Source organism: Pseudoalteromonas rubra, from assembly GCF_005886805.2.
GTDB lineage: Bacteria > Pseudomonadota > Gammaproteobacteria > Enterobacterales > Alteromonadaceae > Pseudoalteromonas > Pseudoalteromonas rubra_D.
Genome location: NZ_CP045430.1, coordinates 1045115 through 1062825, shown reverse-complemented (window position 1 = coordinate 1062825; position 17711 = coordinate 1045115). Strand labels below are relative to the sequence as shown.

General features: G+C 46.8%; 17 protein-coding genes. 13 read left to right on the top strand and 4 right to left on the bottom strand.

From position 1 onward, the window contains the following. The first annotated feature begins 114 nt into the window (after positions 1–114). A complete protein-coding gene (locus CWC22_RS23195; protein WP_138537111.1) occupies positions 115–621 on the top strand; it encodes a GNAT family N-acetyltransferase in 507 nt (168 codons plus the stop codon). Between the two features lie 76 nt (positions 622–697). On the opposite strand, the gene CWC22_RS23190 is transcribed toward CWC22_RS23195, so the two are convergent. Both CWC22_RS23190 and CWC22_RS23185 read right to left on the bottom strand, forming a co-directional pair. Next, positions 698–1306, bottom strand: a complete 609-nt coding sequence (locus tag CWC22_RS23190) for a LysE family translocator (RefSeq protein ID WP_138537113.1) — start codon at positions 1304–1306, stop codon at positions 698–700. A gap of 46 nt (positions 1307–1352) precedes the next feature. Continuing rightward, positions 1353–1736: a nuclear transport factor 2 family protein gene (locus CWC22_RS23185; protein WP_138537115.1), complete on the bottom strand. Its 384-nt coding sequence runs from the start codon at positions 1734–1736 to the stop codon at positions 1353–1355. 274 nt (positions 1737–2010) lie between these two features. Between CWC22_RS23185 and CWC22_RS23180 the strand changes: the two genes are divergently transcribed. From CWC22_RS23180 to CWC22_RS23150, 7 genes are all read left to right on the top strand, one after another. Then, positions 2011–4116 (top strand): TonB-dependent receptor plug domain-containing protein, encoded by a 2106-nt coding sequence (locus tag CWC22_RS23180; RefSeq protein WP_138537117.1) that lies wholly within the window; start codon positions 2011–2013, stop codon positions 4114–4116. After that, on the top strand, positions 4106–4591 hold the full coding sequence (locus tag CWC22_RS23175; protein ID WP_138537119.1) for a TlpA family protein disulfide reductase: 486 nt from the start codon (positions 4106–4108) through the stop codon (positions 4589–4591). Before CWC22_RS23180 ends, CWC22_RS23175 begins: the two co-directional genes overlap by 11 nt. A gap of 181 nt (positions 4592–4772) precedes the next feature. Further along, on the top strand, positions 4773–6029 hold the full coding sequence (locus CWC22_RS23170; protein WP_171045010.1) for a sensor domain-containing diguanylate cyclase: 1257 nt from the start codon (positions 4773–4775) through the stop codon (positions 6027–6029). Next, positions 6026–8005, top strand: coding sequence for a TonB-dependent receptor plug domain-containing protein (locus CWC22_RS23165; RefSeq protein ID WP_138537123.1), 1980 nt, complete (start codon positions 6026–6028; stop codon positions 8003–8005). The genes CWC22_RS23170 and CWC22_RS23165 overlap by 4 nt, the downstream gene beginning before the upstream one ends. Continuing rightward, entirely contained in the window at positions 7998–8504 is a 507-nt protein-coding gene (locus CWC22_RS23160; RefSeq protein ID WP_125560508.1) for a YfiR family protein, read from the top strand. The genes CWC22_RS23165 and CWC22_RS23160 overlap by 8 nt, the downstream gene beginning before the upstream one ends. A gap of 50 nt (positions 8505–8554) precedes the next feature. Next, positions 8555–9157 (top strand): DUF429 domain-containing protein, encoded by a 603-nt coding sequence (locus CWC22_RS23155; protein ID WP_230090672.1) that lies wholly within the window; start codon positions 8555–8557, stop codon positions 9155–9157. Positions 9158–9429: 272 nt separating this feature from the next. Further along, entirely contained in the window at positions 9430–9867 is a 438-nt protein-coding gene (locus CWC22_RS23150) for a GNAT family N-acetyltransferase (RefSeq protein WP_138537125.1), read from the top strand. 219 nt (positions 9868–10086) lie between these two features. Here the strand turns inward: CWC22_RS23150 and CWC22_RS23145 are convergent, their stop codons facing one another. Continuing rightward, positions 10087–10650 carry a hypothetical protein gene (locus CWC22_RS23145; protein WP_138537127.1) on the bottom strand — a complete coding sequence of 188 codons (564 nt, stop codon included), beginning with the start codon at positions 10648–10650 and terminating at the stop codon, positions 10087–10089. Between the two features lie 339 nt (positions 10651–10989). On the opposite strand from CWC22_RS23145, the gene CWC22_RS23140 reads away from it, so the two are divergent. The 4 genes from CWC22_RS23140 (at position 10990) to CWC22_RS23125 (ending at position 15412) form a co-directional block, all read left to right on the top strand. Continuing rightward, a complete protein-coding gene (locus tag CWC22_RS23140; RefSeq protein ID WP_138537129.1) occupies positions 10990–12084 on the top strand; it encodes a YHYH protein in 1095 nt (364 codons plus the stop codon). 17 nt (positions 12085–12101) lie between these two features. Then, positions 12102–12614 (top strand): hypothetical protein, encoded by a 513-nt coding sequence (locus CWC22_RS23135; RefSeq protein ID WP_138537131.1) that lies wholly within the window; start codon positions 12102–12104, stop codon positions 12612–12614. A gap of 274 nt (positions 12615–12888) precedes the next feature. Beyond that, entirely contained in the window at positions 12889–13848 is a 960-nt protein-coding gene (locus CWC22_RS23130) for a hypothetical protein (protein WP_138537133.1), read from the top strand. 616 nt (positions 13849–14464) lie between these two features. Continuing rightward, entirely contained in the window at positions 14465–15412 is a 948-nt protein-coding gene (locus CWC22_RS23125) for a hypothetical protein (protein ID WP_125560522.1), read from the top strand. Positions 15413–15465: 53 nt separating this feature from the next. On the opposite strand, the gene CWC22_RS23120 is transcribed toward CWC22_RS23125, so the two are convergent. Next, complete coding sequence (locus tag CWC22_RS23120; RefSeq protein WP_125560524.1) at positions 15466–16275, bottom strand: sulfite exporter TauE/SafE family protein; 810 nt, start codon at positions 16273–16275, stop codon at positions 15466–15468. A 444-nt stretch (positions 16276–16719) separates the two neighbouring features. On the opposite strand from CWC22_RS23120, the gene CWC22_RS23115 reads away from it, so the two are divergent. Further along, a complete protein-coding gene (locus CWC22_RS23115) occupies positions 16720–17694 on the top strand; it encodes a DUF1852 domain-containing protein (RefSeq protein WP_138537135.1) in 975 nt (324 codons plus the stop codon). Positions 17695–17711 lie beyond the last annotated feature (17 nt).

Here is a 17711-nt window from a genome sequence, read left to right as displayed (position 1 = left end):
GGCATTTACACTTGCGTGTATCATCACGGCTTTGAAAGACAAAGTGTATGGTACGTTCTTGGCAGGGTGGCTAAATCAGGTCTGACAGATAATAACAACGTAAGGAATACCCAGATGATCACTTATCGACTCGCTTTGCCGACTGAAGCCGACACGCTAAAATCCCTGCTATGGCAGCATGGTCAGAATGAATGGAATTACCTCACCGAAGACGGGGTGAATGCCGAGTTTGAGTTGCTCGAACGTGGGGCTGCAAGTGCCGTGGTGGCAGTACAGGATGACGAAATTATCGGCTGCTCGGTACTGATTGACGCAACACATAGCCCGGATTACCTCAACAAATATACGCACCAGAAATTGATGTACTTTATCGGCGATGTGGTGGTTGCAAGTCAGCATGGTGGGAAAGGCATTGCCACAGCCCTGTTACAGGCGTGTATCACGCAGGCCAGGGAAGTTGGCGCTGAAGTGGTGTTAATTGAGCGACATGAGGAAAACCTGGCTTCGGCAGGTATGATGCGAAAAGCCGGATTTCATATCCTTGATACTTTTCATGATCCGGAAAAGCGCAGTGCGGGCTCACAAAATAGCTGTATTCTGGCCATTGAGCTTGGAGCGTGAACTTAACAGTGTCTCTGATACTCAGTTAAGCTTTGTTCAGACCACACATATAACAGTGTGGTCTTTGCCGATAAGATCAGCGAACGGCAACCGTCACGCCCGATGCTGCTAATACCGAGCCGGCACAGCGGTTGAGCATGGTCAGTCGTCGTGGTGTCGATATGAGCTTTCTGGCCTGATTGCCCAGATAAACATATCCCAGATTAACTGAGCCAAATGCCAGCGTTGCACATGCCATGATCCCTAAAATGTCCGTAGCGGTCATACTTTCTATGGCGACAAAGGTAGGAAACAAAGCAACATAAAAAACAATGGCTTTTGGGTTACTCAGCGTCAGCAAAAAACCACTCAGTACGGCCGATTGGGTGCTATGTGTTGCCGTGTCTGAGGCCGAAGTACCGGGCTTTGACAGTAGCAAGGAGATGCCCATCCAGATCAAGTAAGCGGCACAGAGATATTTGATGATAACAAAAGCGCCACCCAACACCTCGGCAACGACCGCCAGGCCAGAAATTGCAAGTAAAATGAACACATAATCGGCCAGCAGCAGGCCCGCAGTCATACATATGCCTCGTTTGTATCCACTGGCAACGGAGGCCGATGTAATGGCGAATACGGCAGGTCCGGGTATGATGGCGACAACAAACATTGCGATAAACAATGCCATATAGTGTTCAATGGTCATGCAATTTCTCCTTTTGAGCTCAAAAACTATTCTCGCTGATCGTACCTCAGCTCACGTCTTTAATGTAACTTATTTTGTTGTTGTGGAAGCGGAACCGGGTTTCACCCTCAAGCTGGAACGTATCTCCGGCACTTAAGCCATTCGGCAGATCCACTGCAAGCGTTGCCTGGTATTGAATGTAGGCTGTGGCTGCGTGCTCTTCGAGTGCTAATTCTATGATTGTCTGTTGGCGGGTTTCGAATAACGCAGCTCCTTTTACAGCGAGTTGCTCAAACGCCACTTTACCATGTGCGCTGGCGGTGATCTCGCCATTTGATTCGTTTTCAAACACGATCTGTTCATCTAACAGTGCCAGCATAGCGGCGATATCAAAGGCGTTGTAGGCGTGAATATAAGCCTCAACCAGATCAATGTGAGTGGGTTCTGACATGTCAATTCTCCTTAAATGAACCATGTTTGCCGCTGCGATTTTGAACAGGGCTGAAGTTATTAAATCGGCTGAGATAGAGTTTGGCAAGGGGCTTAATGGTAAAAATCAGCCTAAGTGTGCACGGTTTTTGTGGCAGTTCTGCGCCGGTTATCTGACTAAATTATTCACTTCGTCTTACGTTTTTAGTAATTAACCCCAATTTGATGATTGTTGAAATGTTATATTATAACATTTTTGGTGTTGTAACTAAGATAAGAACTAGGATCTCACAAACATGTCATTGCTTTTGTCAACGCTGACGGTTATTGCGTCAGCTGCATCTGCGCCTGCAACCGGGGTGGAAAAGTCAGTAGAAAAAATTGAAGTACAAGGGGTGCGCTCACGTCTGATCAAATCGGGTGCCTTAAAAGACGATATTGCCAAAACGGAGCTACTCTCAAACGAGTATATAAAAAACACCCAGTCTTCCAGCCTGGCAGATGCAATCCAAAATGCCATTGGCATTCGCGTGTCTAATGAATGTGCTATGTGTGGCGCAAAGCGGATCATGATCAATGGACTTAAAGGGGAGCACACCAATGTATTGGTTGATGGCATCCCCATGCATACTATGATTTCTGGTTTTTACGGCATGGACTCAGTGGCTGCGTCCGGCATTGGGCGTATTGAAATTGCCCGTGGTGCCGGTGCATCACTCACTGCGCCGGAAGCCATTGGTGGTACGGTTAACCTGGTAACGGCGGAGCCCAGCGAAGATAAAATTGAACTGGATATGGCGACGGGTAGCGATGGATATAAGCTGATCTCTGCGCTGGCAAGTGGCATTAGTACAGACGGCAATACCCGTGCAACTCTGATTGGTCAGTATGATAACAAAGACCAGTTTGATGGCGACGGCAACGGTGTAAGCGAAAACCCGGCCCTGACCAATCAGTCACTGACGTTAATGGTATCTCATGATATTGGTTATTCAGACAATATCCGTGTGCGGCTGAATCAAACCCAATCAGAAGTGTTTGGTGGTCCGGTTCTGGGTGATACGGCAACCAGTATTTCTGCCACTTTGGCCAGTGTCAGTCAGGGCGAAGCTGATTCCTTATTTGTGAATGATGATGTGAGAAATCGCTACATCGGCAATGCCTGGGAAACTGCAGAATGGGTTAAAACAGAGCGCGAAGAAGCCAGTCTCAGCTGGTTACACGAAATTTCATCCCGTCTGAATGTGACGTCAAGCTTGGCATACGTGGATCATATTCAGGATTCGTTCTACGAAAGCACAGATTACTATGCTGAAGACACTATGTACTATTATTCGGTGCGCTTTAACTATGATCTGAATGCTCAGCATCTGCTTACCTTTGGTGCGGATAAGCGAGATGAGAAGATGCGTTCTTCGTCTGCTGCGCTGGAAAGTGCAGCAAATTATGTATCCGATAGTTTTGATTACGATACAACGGGACTTTATATACAGGATACCTGGTTACCAAACGAGTCAATTGAAGTCTCTGCTGCGTTACGTCTGGATCAGATCCAGGCCGACTTTGTAGATCCGCAAAAACCAGGCATTGAAATAGACAAAACCATTCTGTCGCCCAGGGTCGACATGCGTTACTTCCACAATGACACTTTTACCTCACGTTTGTCGTTGGGTCAGGGTTATCGTGCGCCTTTATCCTTCTTTGAAAGTGACCACGGCATACTGGATTCCGGCAAAGGCTTTCAGGTAGAGGTCAGTGAACCCGAGCGCTCAAAATCAGCTACTTACTCGCTCAGCTATGAGGCAGAAATGCTGACTGTCACAGCCTCAGCCGCACATACCAAAGTGGAGCACCTGGCCACTTTGTCCCATACCGATTCAGGCACGCCGGTGCTTACTCAGCTGACAGAAACTGCCGCAGTGACCGCTGTCGATATTTCGGCAAACTGGCAGGTTTCGGATACTCTGACTGTGTCCGCAATCGCTGAGCAATATCATTATGATGAAACATTCAAAGCGTCCTTTGGGATTGCACCGATTGAAAAGCGCGCGACGCTCAGCACCGACTTACATATTAATGATTGGGAAATCATAACCAGTGCAATCTGGGTGGCGAGTCGAGATCTGACAGATTATGGTTATGAAGGCTTTAACGATGCCAATGGTGAGTTTGCCAAACCAACCACAGTTGAGAGTTATGTCACGGTTGATTTAAAAGTGGTTAAGCCGCTTTCAGAATTTCTAAGCCTCTATGCCGGTGCCAGCAATCTGTTTGATTATAATCAGGCTGAAGATATGGGCAGTCCGCTGATGTACGATGCTGAAGGGGGTTATGATGTGGTATATATTCATGGCCCACTAAGAGGCAGGCAGGCTTACCTTGGACTCACCTATGAGTTTTAAATGGGTGGTCATGTTGCTGGCTACCTGCCTGGTATCTAAGAGTCAGGCGACTGACTTTTATACGCAGACTATGCAGCGTCTTGATGACGCTGCCTATGGCGAGCAGCAAACGCTGGCCCCGTTTACTGGTGCGCCAGTGCTGATGTCCTTTTTTATGCCAAACTGTCGCTGGTGTGAAAAGCAGCACGTCGCACTGAGCAACCTGATCGAGTCCTGTGCTGACGTTCAGCCCGTGATGATGGGGGTGAACGGTAATCGCCGTGATTTGCGTCGCGCACTCAAGCGAAAGCACAATGAATTCCCCGCCTTTTTGAGCAGTCGTGAGTTGATTCAGGCGTTAGGGGCAAACCCGCCAGTTCCGATGACATTGATCTTTAATCATCAAGGTGAACTGGTGTTTTACACTCAGGGCTATCGATCGCAGCAAACCTTATCCGCATTACTAAAAGAGTATCAAGTGACCAAGTGCCTCTAAGTTATTGCGATGACTCAGGGAGATGATGCCGTGTTCGTGCGTCAATTTCATTGCGATAAACTCAATAAGTTTCTCTAATTACCTGCTACTTACTGTTTTTTGAACAGCTCTCTTCTATATTTATTAAGACAATACAGTCATCTGGTTTGTTGGGGGGCACTTGAGCGAGCCGTTACCTTCTATGTCTCTTGTGAAGAGATTAACTCAGCTTAACTTGTCGGTGATGGCAAGCAGTATGCTATTGGTCTTTTCGCTAACCTCGATATTACTGTGGTTTGTGGTTCGCGACCGTCAGGCTGAAACCGCAGAAATTAACCTTGCTCAGCTGGCGCATAACGTGGTGCCTATGCTGGTTTTTAATGACGCAGAAACTGCCAGCAAAGAGCTTGAGTTAGTCGGGATCAATAAAGATGTGCTGTTTGTGTCTTTGCGCAATGCCAAAGGTGAAGTGTTCAGTGAGTATGCCAAGCCCAGTTTTGTGCCGTCTTCTTCTTTATATCAACAAGTTGGTACTGAATCCCAGCGCGAATACGAAGGCGTGCGAATGCGCTTATATTACCCGGTGTCAATCAAGGGCAAACTTGAAGGTGACCTGATCATGGTGCTCGACTTAACCGGCATGATGTATTGGTATTTGCAGTTGGTGCTTATGCTGGCGTTACTGATCGCCGCTTTGTTCACTGGGTCTGTGTATTTGTTGGCACGTGTGCAGCGTCAGGCTCTGATGCCCCTGATCACTTTGTCGGAGTTGGCTCAGCGAGTGTCCAGTGAGCACAATTTTCAGTTGCGCGCCAATGTGATCCGGGATGATGAAATAGGTATTCTAACGCGTAGCTTCAATGAGTTACTCAAGCGTGTGGACATTTCTCAGGCGGAGCTGAAGCAACAATTGGAGCAGGAGCAGGCCCAGGGTCAGCAACTCAAACAAATGGTACGCACCGATCCGCTCACCAATTTACCAAACCGGGTTGCCCTGAATCAGTTACTCAAAGAAATAACATGCGAGGGATGTAATCCCAGGCCGCTTAGTTGTCTGATGTTCATTGACCTGGATAACTTTAAGTTCGTCAACGACAACTATGGTCATGATGCGGGTGATGAAACCTTGATTGAGGTTGGAAATCGGATCAGCGCCATGATCCGCAGCGATGATCTGCTCTGTCGACTGGGCGGTGACGAATTTGCGTTATTGCTGCCCAGCATTGAATCAACGGAGAATGCCGAGAAGCTGGCCGCACGGATAGTGACTATTATTAATCGGCCTATCATGGTTAAAGACACTGTGATGCCAATCGGTATTAGTATTGGTCTTGCTTATACGCCGCTGGATGCTGACGCGCCTATGGATCTGCTCAATTGCGCCGACGATGCTATGTATGCAGCCAAGCGCGCAGGAAAAAATAACTTTAAGGTATTTAGCAAACAGGCACCCGTATGAAGCAGCTGTATCTTATCGCCGGGTTCATTTACTTGCTCTCAGCTAACGTATTGGCTCAAAACGACCCGCTGCCCGATCTGGAAGATTTACTGAGTCAGCAGCTCAATCAGTTACCCAGTAATACGCAAATTTCTGCGGGTTCCAGAATTGAACGCTCCAGCAGTGACAGCATGGCTGTGACTCATGTGGTCACCGACAAGGACATCAGGCAGTTTAACCTGCAATCACTGGCAGATATTCTGGCTATGTTTGTTGGGATCACGACCCGGGATAACAGCTCATTCATTTACCTGGGCGCAAGGGGAATAGGTCGGCCCGGGGACTTTAATTCGCGTTTTTTGTTTTTGCTGGATGGCACCAGAATGAACGAAAACCTATTAGATGCCGGGCTCATAGGCTACGAAAATTTTGTCGATGTGGGACTGATTGAGCGGGTGGAGTATAGCCCAGGTGCATCTGCGGCTTTGTATGGGAATAACGCGCTGCTTGGAGTCATTAATATAGTCACTAAGACCAGCAGCAAACTACGTGGCCTGAACACCGCGTTCTCTGCAACCAACGATGAAACACAGCATGGCCGGATAACCGCCGGGTTTCGTTCACAAGGCGGCGCGGATAGCTGGCTTTCTTTGAGCGGCTCTAAGTTACGCTCTATCGACTTTCCTGTACCGGGCGCGCCGCCCGAACTGCTGGCCTGGCAACATTTGAACAAAGAAAGTAGCAGCAGAGCCATGTTCAGCCATCAAAGTGGCAGTTTTCAGTTTCAGGCAGCAGTTTCTCGGCGCCAACGCAGTTTCCCTGATGGGTTTAGTGTACTGCGCTCGGGAGCGCCGGTGAATACGACGCCGGAGCTTGAGACGCTCGATAATGAAGCCTATTTTGTGGCGCTGACCTTTGATGACACCATCTCGGATGACATAGAGGCGTATTTTCATATCTCGACCCATGGTAATGATCTGATCCGTAACTTTCCGCTTATCTTGCCTGATGGCGGGCTTGAATTTGTCCGCCCAATGAATTCGGGGCGCTGGAGCAATGTAGATGGTCAGTTGGTGTTTTTGGGGGTCGAAAATCACGAATTTATGGTGGGAATAGACTTTCAAAAAGACCACCGGCAGGAGTTTAGCTCCCGCTCCAGCCTACCCACGCAGTTTAATTTTGAGCAAAAAAGCAATGAAAATCGCTATGGTGTGTATGTTCAGGACTTGTGGCGTATTACCCCTAAGTTCAAATTTCAGTGGGCGCTGAGGTATGATAATTCTGACTTTAGTTCAGCCAGATGGTCACCCAGTTTTACTGCCAAATACAGTGTCACAGAAGGCCACCACTTGTTACTGCGCCATAGCCGGGCGTTCAGAGTTGCAAACTTCCTCGAACGAAATGCGAACAACGTATTCAATGAGCCTAATCCAAACAATGAAACCATTGATTATAATGAAATCAGCCTGGTACAGCGATGGAGTGATTCGCTGTCGTCGTTTAGTACGCTGTACTACGCCAACATAGACAACCTCATCCATCAGGATTTCTTCCGGCCAATCTACTTTAATCCGCCACCTATTCGTAGTCATGGCTTTGAGTTTGGCGCGGACAAACGCTGGGCCAACGGTATGTCACTGATCGCCAGCACAGCTATTCAGCGCTCGCGACTAAAAGGTGGATTTGGTATTGCCAACTCGCCGGAGTTTATCGGTAAGGTGCGTTTTAGCTTACCGCTTGGTCGTTCAGGCTTTACGCTGAGTTTGAATTCTTATGCCGTCAGTAAAAGAAGAACCTTTGACAGTCATTTACCGGGCTTTGCCAGTCATGATGTCAGTGTAAACTGGCAAAACGAGGAGGACTTATTCGTTGCTCTGGGCGTCAGGAATATTACCGACAAAGAAATACTCGATATTACCGACGACGGGTTTGTGCCTTATCTGCAACGTCGTCGTCAGGTGCACTTGTCGGTTAACTGGAGCTGGAACAATGATTAAGCTGCTTGTTGCGGTATTTTTTTTATTGTTCTGGTCTGAGGGAAAGGCTCAGAACCTGAGTGAAAACGAGCTTAAGGCGGCGTTTTTATATCGTTTTAGTCAGTTTAGTAAATGGCCGCCGCCTCCGCCCGATAAACTGAGCTTTTGTGTGGTCGGAAACCCCGATCTCTTTAAGGCCATTAATTCTTTGCTGCACGAGCAGGAAGTGGATGATGACACGGAAGTCATTGAGTTGCCCGACAATGCGCAAGTATCGCAATGCGATATTCTGTTTTTAAGCCAGCAAAACCGCCAACAAACCCAATACTGGCTGGAAGATCTGGAACAGTCTCCGGTGTTAGTGGTGGCCGATACCAGCGAAGGGTTTCGTCAGGGGGCCATGATAGGTCTGATAGCCGATGCCAATAATCTCAGTTTTCGCGTTAACCTGACGGATGCAAAGCGGCGTGGCCTGAACTTCAGTGCACATTTACTAAAACTGGCCACTGAGGTACGGTGAAACAGGTAAAACATGGCTAATAAAAATAACAAAGTGCAAAGGAGAATATCATGAAGTTGATGGGACTCGATCTGGCCTGGCATAGTGAAAAGAATCCATCCGCGGCGGCAATCGGACAATTGGAGCGAGGTGTATTGTCTCTGGAAGCCTTGGAGTCCACACTGTTTGGGATCACTGATGTAATGGCGTTCATCGCGAACGAACCTTCGCTTACTGGCATAGCGATTGATGCGCCGTTGATCATTGAAAATCAGACTGGCCAGCGGGAGTGTGAAAAGCAACTTAGCAGGGACTATGGCTCGCGAAAAGCGTCTTGTCATACATCAAACACCACCTTATACCCTGCTGCGTCAAGTGTTGTACTCTCTATGGCATTGCAGGAACTTGGGTTTGGGCATTTGGCTGACTCACAATGGCAAATTGAGTGTTATCCGCACCCTGCGATGATTGAGTGTTTTGAGTTGCCCGAAAGGCTGCTTTATAAAAAAGGGGATGTGACCACGCGAAAAGCTGGTCAGATTGCGTTGGCCAGTTTAATTGCACAGCTCGCTTCCTCAAAGGTTTTGGCACTCCAGATACCAGAGCGGTTCTCCTATATTTTGACTGAGGCCCATATTGACTCGTTGAGCGGGCAAGCGCTCAAAAGTAATTAAGACGCACTGGATGCCATATTTTGTTTGTATATTGCCGGGCTGTACCAGATTAGTGCCAAGGGGATGACCTATGGCTGCGACAAGCAAGGGTATATCTGGGTGCCGCAAATACAGTGCATTTCGTGGTCTCCACACAGCCAGGAAACGTCTGCATAACGCCTGGTACAGTTGAGTCTTATCCTGTTAAAGTAGCTGACAGTGGTTAAACCCGCTGCCCGTGAATATACAAACAGATAGAGACTCAGGTATGGGGTCATTTTAAGGCAAGTCTAGTGATCGAATTAAAAGAATCAAAAATTGTAGAGGTTGAGCGTTTTGTGGAGATGGAAAGTGCGAGTGATACCGCAGGTTTTATTCTTCCCTATAGCGCAGAGCAACACCTTGTCGCGATGGCACAAGCCCAGGTAATTTATTTATCTATCTACCATAGCCAAGTTCTGGTTGGCTTTATCATTCTTTCTCTGGATGGTACTTCCAGTGTCGAGTTTCGCAGAATTGTGGTTAGTGAAAAAGGCCGTGGGATTGGTCAACACGCAATGAACAGCATGGAACAATACTGCATCGACGTGCTTGGACGTAAACGTATTTGGCTGGATGTGTTTAGTGAAAATGCCCGTGGGATCCATATTTATCAAAAGCAGGGATATAATCAGTTTGATCGGGGTGAATATCATGGCCAGTCGTTACTGTTCATGGAGAAGTTACTCTAACATTTTGTCTTACCGCATGTTTTGCTCTATTGGGGGTGATAAGTGTGATTTTATCAGCTCAAAGGTCGGTGCTGGCTGGTGCTCTGCAAACCCGATATTACATTCATCGCGTACAAGGCGGGAGCCTTATGAATGAGGCTCCCGTTTATCATCCACCTGATTGGTTATGACGCTATTAAAGTACTACAGTAATATCAACTGCTCTGATTGAATCGGTGCTTATCCTGCTGGGTACCCCTGTGGAGATTTTTTGTTCAGAGCCCTGATATTTGTGTATCCAAACAGATCAACGTCGCTGTTATTGTCGGCATACATGCGGGCAATACAGTACTCTAATGCTTCTCTGTTGTTTTTCCCTGCTTCGCTCGGATGAAAGAAACCAAAGTTAGGGTCGAAATAGACTATCTCGTCGTGATTTGACCCGGTACATACGATTAACTCATGGTTTCTTGCTCGCTTTGGCTTGGGTACACTCGTCTTTCCAACCCATATTGTCATGCGATATAACCGATTGAACGCCAGTTCGCCATTTTCAATGCCGTCACTGATGTGAAAAGGAGAATTACGCACTTGCTGACTTTTTGCGAAGTTCATCATTGCTGTGATGGCTGTGAAATCTCTGGCTTTTTTTACGGCGTTTGCATAGTTGTTGGCCTGAAACCAGGGGCCATCTTTGGACTCAATGTAGTTGCACATTCCATAACACACGCCCCCTGCTGAGGGACCTCCGCCGGCATGTAACCAGGTATTTTGCTTGATAGATCTGATTTTTTCGTTTGGCATAATAGTACCTATTTAGTTGATTAGTCATTTTTCATTTATTGAGAGTTTAAGTAGGTGGTAGCGCCAACGCTCAGAGGAAGTGATGGAAATATCAGGTGAAACAACTACTCGATATGCGGCACTGAGCGAAACATTCAGATATAGGGGTTAAGCACAACTTCTCATCTTCTGGGCTCTCGTTGTTGCTTTGGTGAATCGGCTTCTGGTTGGCAGTGCAGTATTTTTACCTTGCACAGTATTTGCACTTTCTTTGCGCGGTGTTTGCACAATCCACTCATATAGTGAGATCAGAGATAGCAGCAAAGCTATCAGGTGTTCAGCTCTGTGGGAGTGATTAGTATGAATACAGTGCATAAAAGGTCGTTGTTGGCAGTGTGGGTATCAGTGTTGGTGTTGTCCGCATGCGGTGGCTCAGGATCTGGGGATGATAACAGTACTCAGGCGCAGTCGAGTTCACCAAGCGGTGAGGTCAGTGGCAGCAGTTCTGGCTCAGTAACAGTGAGCGATAGTACGACAGATAATACGAGTGACAATGACACCGGCTCTGATAATTCAGCGTCAGAAGATCCCGAATTGAATACAGATACAGGTATTGCGCTAACGGCGGGGTCGACCGATGGGGTACTGTGTGATTACTTTTATAATGAGTTTAATGACTCTGCGTCGGTGCAAATGACCAGTAATGCTGACTGGAGTTGCACAGGTACCACCCGGCAACTCACTGCGAACGGCATTCCTGATCATCAGACAGGCACTTTTCCCAACCCGGGGAACCCCAATACTATCAGTGAAACGGCGGTGTCCATCAGTTATACCCTTACCCCTGAACAGACTGACACGGTATCAACACTGGGAGGGCCGAGAGGGGCAACGGGTTATGTGTTGAATGGCGTTAAGATTGATGCGAATACTGCGGGTTCCTGTGACGACTCGGGCAATAGTTGTAGCTTGGTTGGTAACACAGGCAACTGGCACATAGAAGCGCTTGGTCAGACGAGCTTTGACTTTGGCACCGATGATAACAATGCCCATGTTCAGCCTAATGGTTCATATCATTATCACGGAATGCCGGAAGGGTTTATTGCGATGCGTGGTGGTTCAGAGTCCAGTATGACCTTGATTGGCTGGGCGGCTGACGGCTTTCCCATTTATGCCCGCTACGGTTACAGCGATGCACAGGACGCTGGGTCGGCGTTAAAGGTGATGACGGGCAGCTATCAGCTGGTACAAAACGTCAGCAGTAGTCGGCCAGCCACATCAGTTTACGCCTTAGGGACGTTTGCACAGGATTGGGAATACGTTGCAGGCAGTGGTGACCTGGATGAATGTAATGGCCGTTATGGCGTAACACCTGAGTTCCCTCAGGGGATCTATCATTACTATGCCACCGATACTTACCCGTATTTTCAGCGTTGTGTCAAAGGTCAGCTGTAGTCACCGGAGGTTTAAGCATGCACAATTTCATCACAGGGTTACTGATGGCTGTTGGCCTTTCATTAATCAGCGCAGCCCATGCACATTTAATGGTGGCCGAGCAGGGCACACTGAACTTTGACGAGTCGGGTGCCTACCTGGTAGTGGCCATCGACCCGTCGAGTTTCCCAAAGGCGGATACCGATAAGAATGGCCATTTGTCCGTCGAGGAGTTTAAACAGGCTCATAATACGCTTTTTAAAGCTATTCAGGCGCAGGTTTTTATGACCCAGGGAGAGACTCAAAAGCACATCGAAGGTTTGATGCTGTCACCTCAAACCGCACACCATGGCGACCAGGGCGAAATTGATCAAATCGTGGTGATGGGTAAATTTGTTGGCGTTGATCACAAGCAAGAGCTGCGATTTCACAATGGCTTGTACGGCAAAAACAACGAAAAGCAGCTAGCCATGCGTGCTAAATATAAGCGCCTAGGGTTAACGCAGCGCTTTACCCTGACAGCAAAGCAGCCTACTGCTTCGGTGTTTTAACGGATTTCAAGGGCATAGATTACAATTGAGGGTTGGCTGCTGCATTTATTTCGCTATGCAGCAGTGTCTCACATTTTCTTTTTCTATTCTTATAAATCATAGGGTTAAGCTTAAATGCGGTGACAAGAAAGCAAAATCTGTTACAAGATATGGCTAATTTTATGTTTCTTGATGAAACTTGAGCTTTTTTGTCCCTGTTTTCAATTGTTGCGCGATTTTTCGCTGTGTACCATTTCTTCGAACTCAAATCACAAATGATATAAGGAGAATGACAGTGAAAGTCGTTAAGTTCGTTTTACCTCTACTCGTTAGTAGCCTTGCTGCCTCTTATGTAACTGATACCAAGGCATCAGCGCCCGGAGAGTGTGATGATTTTATGATCACTTCTCAAATGAACCGCTATCATGAATCAGAAGAAGTACAAAGACTCTGGATCAGTGCTGGTAGTCAGTCAAAGTGCGTACGCATGTCGCCAGATCTTCACAATCCTGTTTATGATGTACTTGCCCGACAGCGCTCACTGCGCAACCAGTTGGAGACGGAACTCAGAACCAGGCTGGATGAGGAGTTGAAAAATGGCATTAACAGCTCACTCAGACACAGATACACCAACTTTGAACTAAAAGGTGGCCTGTCTACAACCCTGACGGCCAATCACAATGGTGAGATCCTCGCCAATGTGAATGGCTTCGGGTTTTACGCCAAAGCAAAATATACCCTGAAAAATGTCCCTTCAATGATTGCGAGCGCCTACGCAACGGTTAAGGTTGAGCGTATTTCTGTTAACGCAAAATATGACTTTGTGAAAGGTGAGGCCTATGACCTTAAAGTTGATCCGCTCCATTTAGATGTGGATGTTGATTCCAGGATCTTTGGTATCAGTGTCCCTGTGCTGAGTAATTTCATCAATAGCCGAGTTGAAGGCGTGATCCGCGACAAGATTGAAGACTACCTGAATTCAAAGACCAACGGCTGGAGTAAGGCTATGTTCTCACTGGACAAGGCAATTCCGGATGACAAATTTGGTTCATTGGGCGTGTCTGTGAAAAACAGACTGACCAGCTTGCTGCCAGGTAAGTACATCAAGATGTCTTCTTCTGTACAAAAGATGGATGGTGCGTCGTTCTATGTTGACCTGTCCGGCGACTTTTCCATCAGTATGAGTAACAAGGTATTCCAAAACCCCTGTTATATATACGCCGATACAGCGTGTAACCTGTTCCCCGATTTCTGATAGTCGGGCGAATATATATGGCAACTCAACAAATACCTGAGTTGCCATATCACCTGATGAATCCGATGGCTAAATGCCAAAACAATGTCCAAAGAAGTACATGTTGGCAGCTAAGGGAGCTGCTAATGCGGTGAGTCATGTCTGATAGTCCGTTTAATCACTCGTTAAGGTATTGCTTTGCTACCCTTTAAACGCTACTCATCCGGCAAAGTCACCTCATGTGCAAGTTGTCTCTCTGATATTCACAATATTGATCATCATGTTTAGTCAGTCTTTTTGAATGATTACTGTGTTGTTTCATTCTGTGTCGCGTATGAGAATAATTGCAATGTGCTTTTTAGTGAAACAAGTTAGATGATGTTGGCAGTGATCGCCTAATCTATTTATCCCTCAATAAGAGCAAGATATTGTTATGGAAATAGTTCCTATGTTTGGCTTTGAATCATGTGTAAGGAAATACAATGGCAAAGTTGCAGAAAATCCATTAGTGTACCGCTGGCTTTACAGTCACAAAAAAATTATTTAAATGTAACCTCAATTTAACTGGTTAATTTCGCGTTAACATTGTACCGTTTGTGTGAACTTGTACTGCAATTAAACAATTAAGGAGAAATGTGTGAAAGTTACTAAGTTCGTTTTACCTCTGGTATTGAGTGGTTTGTTTGCTGCAAATGCGCAGGCATCTATGCCTGGTGAATGTGATGACTTAATGATTGGTCTGAACATGGACCGCTATGTACAATATGAGACCGTTCAAAGGGTCTGGATCAAAGCGGGTAACTCAACGAAATGTGTGCGGGTGTCGCCTGATTTACATAATTCCGTTTACCGTGTTCTGTCAAAACAGGTTGCGATGCGCAACCAGTTGAAGAGCGAGTTGCATACTAAGCTGGATCAGGAGCTGCGAAACAACGCCACCGGTTTGGTAGAGCACAGATATACCAATACGGACTTGACTGGGAACCTCTCTACTAAACTCTCGGCAAATGGTAATGGAGAGATCCTGGCAAACGTTAACGGTTTTGGGTTTAACGCCAAAGCAAAATACACCATCAAGAATGTGCCGTCTTTCATTGCGAAAGCATATGCGCGTGTTTCGGCGCAAAATATTGTCGTCACGGCAAAGTATGACTTTGTCACAGGCCAGGCTTATGGTCTTAACGTGAATCCGATTAATCTAAACATTGATGTCGACTCCCGGATTTTTGGTATTAGCGTACCTTTGCTCAGCAATTACATTAATAACAAAGTTGAAGGTATTATTAGCAGCAAAATCCATGGTTATCTTAATACCAAAACCGATGGCTGGAGTGCTTCTTTGTTCTCACTCGACAAAGCGATTCCTGACGACAGATTTGGTCAACTGGGCGTATCGGTGAAGGACAGACTTAAGAGCTTAGCCGCTGGGCAATACATCAGGTTAAGTTCATCAGCAACAAAAATTGAAGGCGCATCTTTGTATGTTGATTTATCGGGTGACTACTCTATCACTATGTCGAGCAAAACCATCGAAAATCCTTGCTACATATACTCTGACAGGCCTTGTTCTATCAATCCTTTCTGATTTGAATAGGTGAGAAAATTGCAGGCAGCCAAGCAGCTGCCTGTTGTCCTGGGCTAAAAGGCAATCATGTTCCCAGCCACCAAGACCAGCAAGCCCGCGAATAGCTTCTTGATAGTCGGAACGGGCAAATGCTGCACAGACTTGGCCCCCAGCGGCGCGGTAAACCACGAGGTACATACGATGCCCAATAGGGCGGGTAAATACACAAACCCGGCAAACCCATCTGATAAGGCAAACTGTGCACTGCCCGATGTGATGTAACCTACAGAACCAAATAGAGCAATCACGATACCGCAGGCTGAGGCACAGCCAATGGCTTTTTTCATATCAATAGAGAAAAACGTCAGCAGGGGCACCAGCAGTGCACCGCCACCGATACCAATCATAGCTGAGAGCCCGCCTGTGATGGTTGTAAACCCCGTTAACAGTCCTTTATTTGGCATGCTACGCTCGTCTGAAGCGGATTTGTTACTGCCAAAAAACATTTTGAGAGCGATCAAGACCACACTGACGGCGAAGACCCAGCGCACGATTTGCTCGGGCAACATGGCGGCTAAAAAACCACTGATCAGCGCACCCAGCGCAACCCCGGTCATAATCCAGGGGGCAAGTTCCCAGGGCACATTGCCATTTTTATGGTGAGCGATGGCTGATGAAGTTGAGGTAAACAGAATAGAGGCCAAAGAGGTAGCGATGGCGGCAACTATCACCTGCTCCGCAGGCAGGACCGCAAAATACAGCAAAATACTGCTCAGGACCGGGACAATAACCAGCCCTCCACCAATGCCAAGGAGCCCGGCCAGAAAACCAACACCGCTGCCTAATAAGGCGCAGCATGCTATCAATAACAACAAGTCACTCATTCCGTTTTTCTCATTATATTATATGGGGTTAGACGGGTGGCGAGCATATCGACGGTTCGTCTGTTGGTAACCGGTTCGCCACGTTCTGAGCGAGTATATCAAGATAATGTCTGTGGCTTTTCAGATAAGCTTTGAATATTCCTCACGTTTTACATGAAGTAAATTCAATTTAAGCATCTGGATGGCTAGGTGTTTTTATTTCTGGGTGTTTTAGTTGCCATTTTTCTATGAGCCCCCTGCAAAATGCCAGGTTCTCGCAACAACCATGAATACAACTCAAGTTTTAGGTGAAATTAAACCGTTTTTCTTCAAGTGCTTGTCCGGGTAACAATGTAATTGCTCCAAACGCCAGGCTAGCTTAACGATGGCTAAGTGCATGCGCTGCACCGGGAAGAGCACATTGTACATTTGGGTTAATCACAGAATATTGGATACCAGAACGCCATGAATAACGAGTTTACTTTTACAGTTAAAAGCATCATTTTTGATGAAAACTACCATCCGTCAGACAGCACACGGATCACCACTAACTTTGCTAACCTGGCCAGAGGGGAAAGCCGCCAGGCCAACCTGCGTAATGCACTAAAGATGATAGACAATCGTTTCAATGCGCTGGCTAACTGGGATAACCCCAACGGTGACCGCTATGCCATTGAGCTGGAAATCATCTCGGTCGATATCGACGTGGCGGGTAACAAAGAGGCTTTCCCATCGATTGAAGTGCTAAAAACCAACATCATCGATCACAAAACCGGTGATCGCATCGAAGGCATAGTCGGTAATAACTTCTCATCGTATGTACGAGACTATGACTTCAGTGTGGTATTGCTGGACCACAATAAAGGTAAGTCGCAGTTTAGCATTCCTGAAGGCTTTGGGGAGTTGCACGGCAAACTGTTCAAACATTTCGTGAATTCAAGCGCCTATAAACAAAACTTTAAAAAACTGCCGGTTATCTGCCTGAGCGTGTCAGACAGCAAAATCTACCAAAGAACTGAAAATCAGCATCCGGTGCTGGGCTATGAGTATGAGCCTAATGAGTCGTCGCTGACTGAGCAATATTTTAAAAAAATGGGCCTGCAAGTACGCTACTTTATGCCACCTAATAGTGTGGCCCCGCTGGCATTCTACTTCTTTGGTGATTTGCTGAATGATTACACCAACCTGGAATTGATCAGCACTATCAGCACCATGGAAACGTTCCAGAAGATCTATCGCCCTGAGATTTATAACGCCAATGCGGTTGCCGGTCAGCGCTATCAGCCAAATCTGAAAAACCTGGACCATTCTCTGACGCAAATCGTTTATGACCGTGAGGAGCGCAGCAGACTGGCGGTGGAGCAGGGTAAATTTGCCCATGAGCACTTTATTAAACCTTACCAAAGTGTGCTTGAGCAGTGGTCGGCGAACTACGCCTGATAGTTAACGAGAATAAA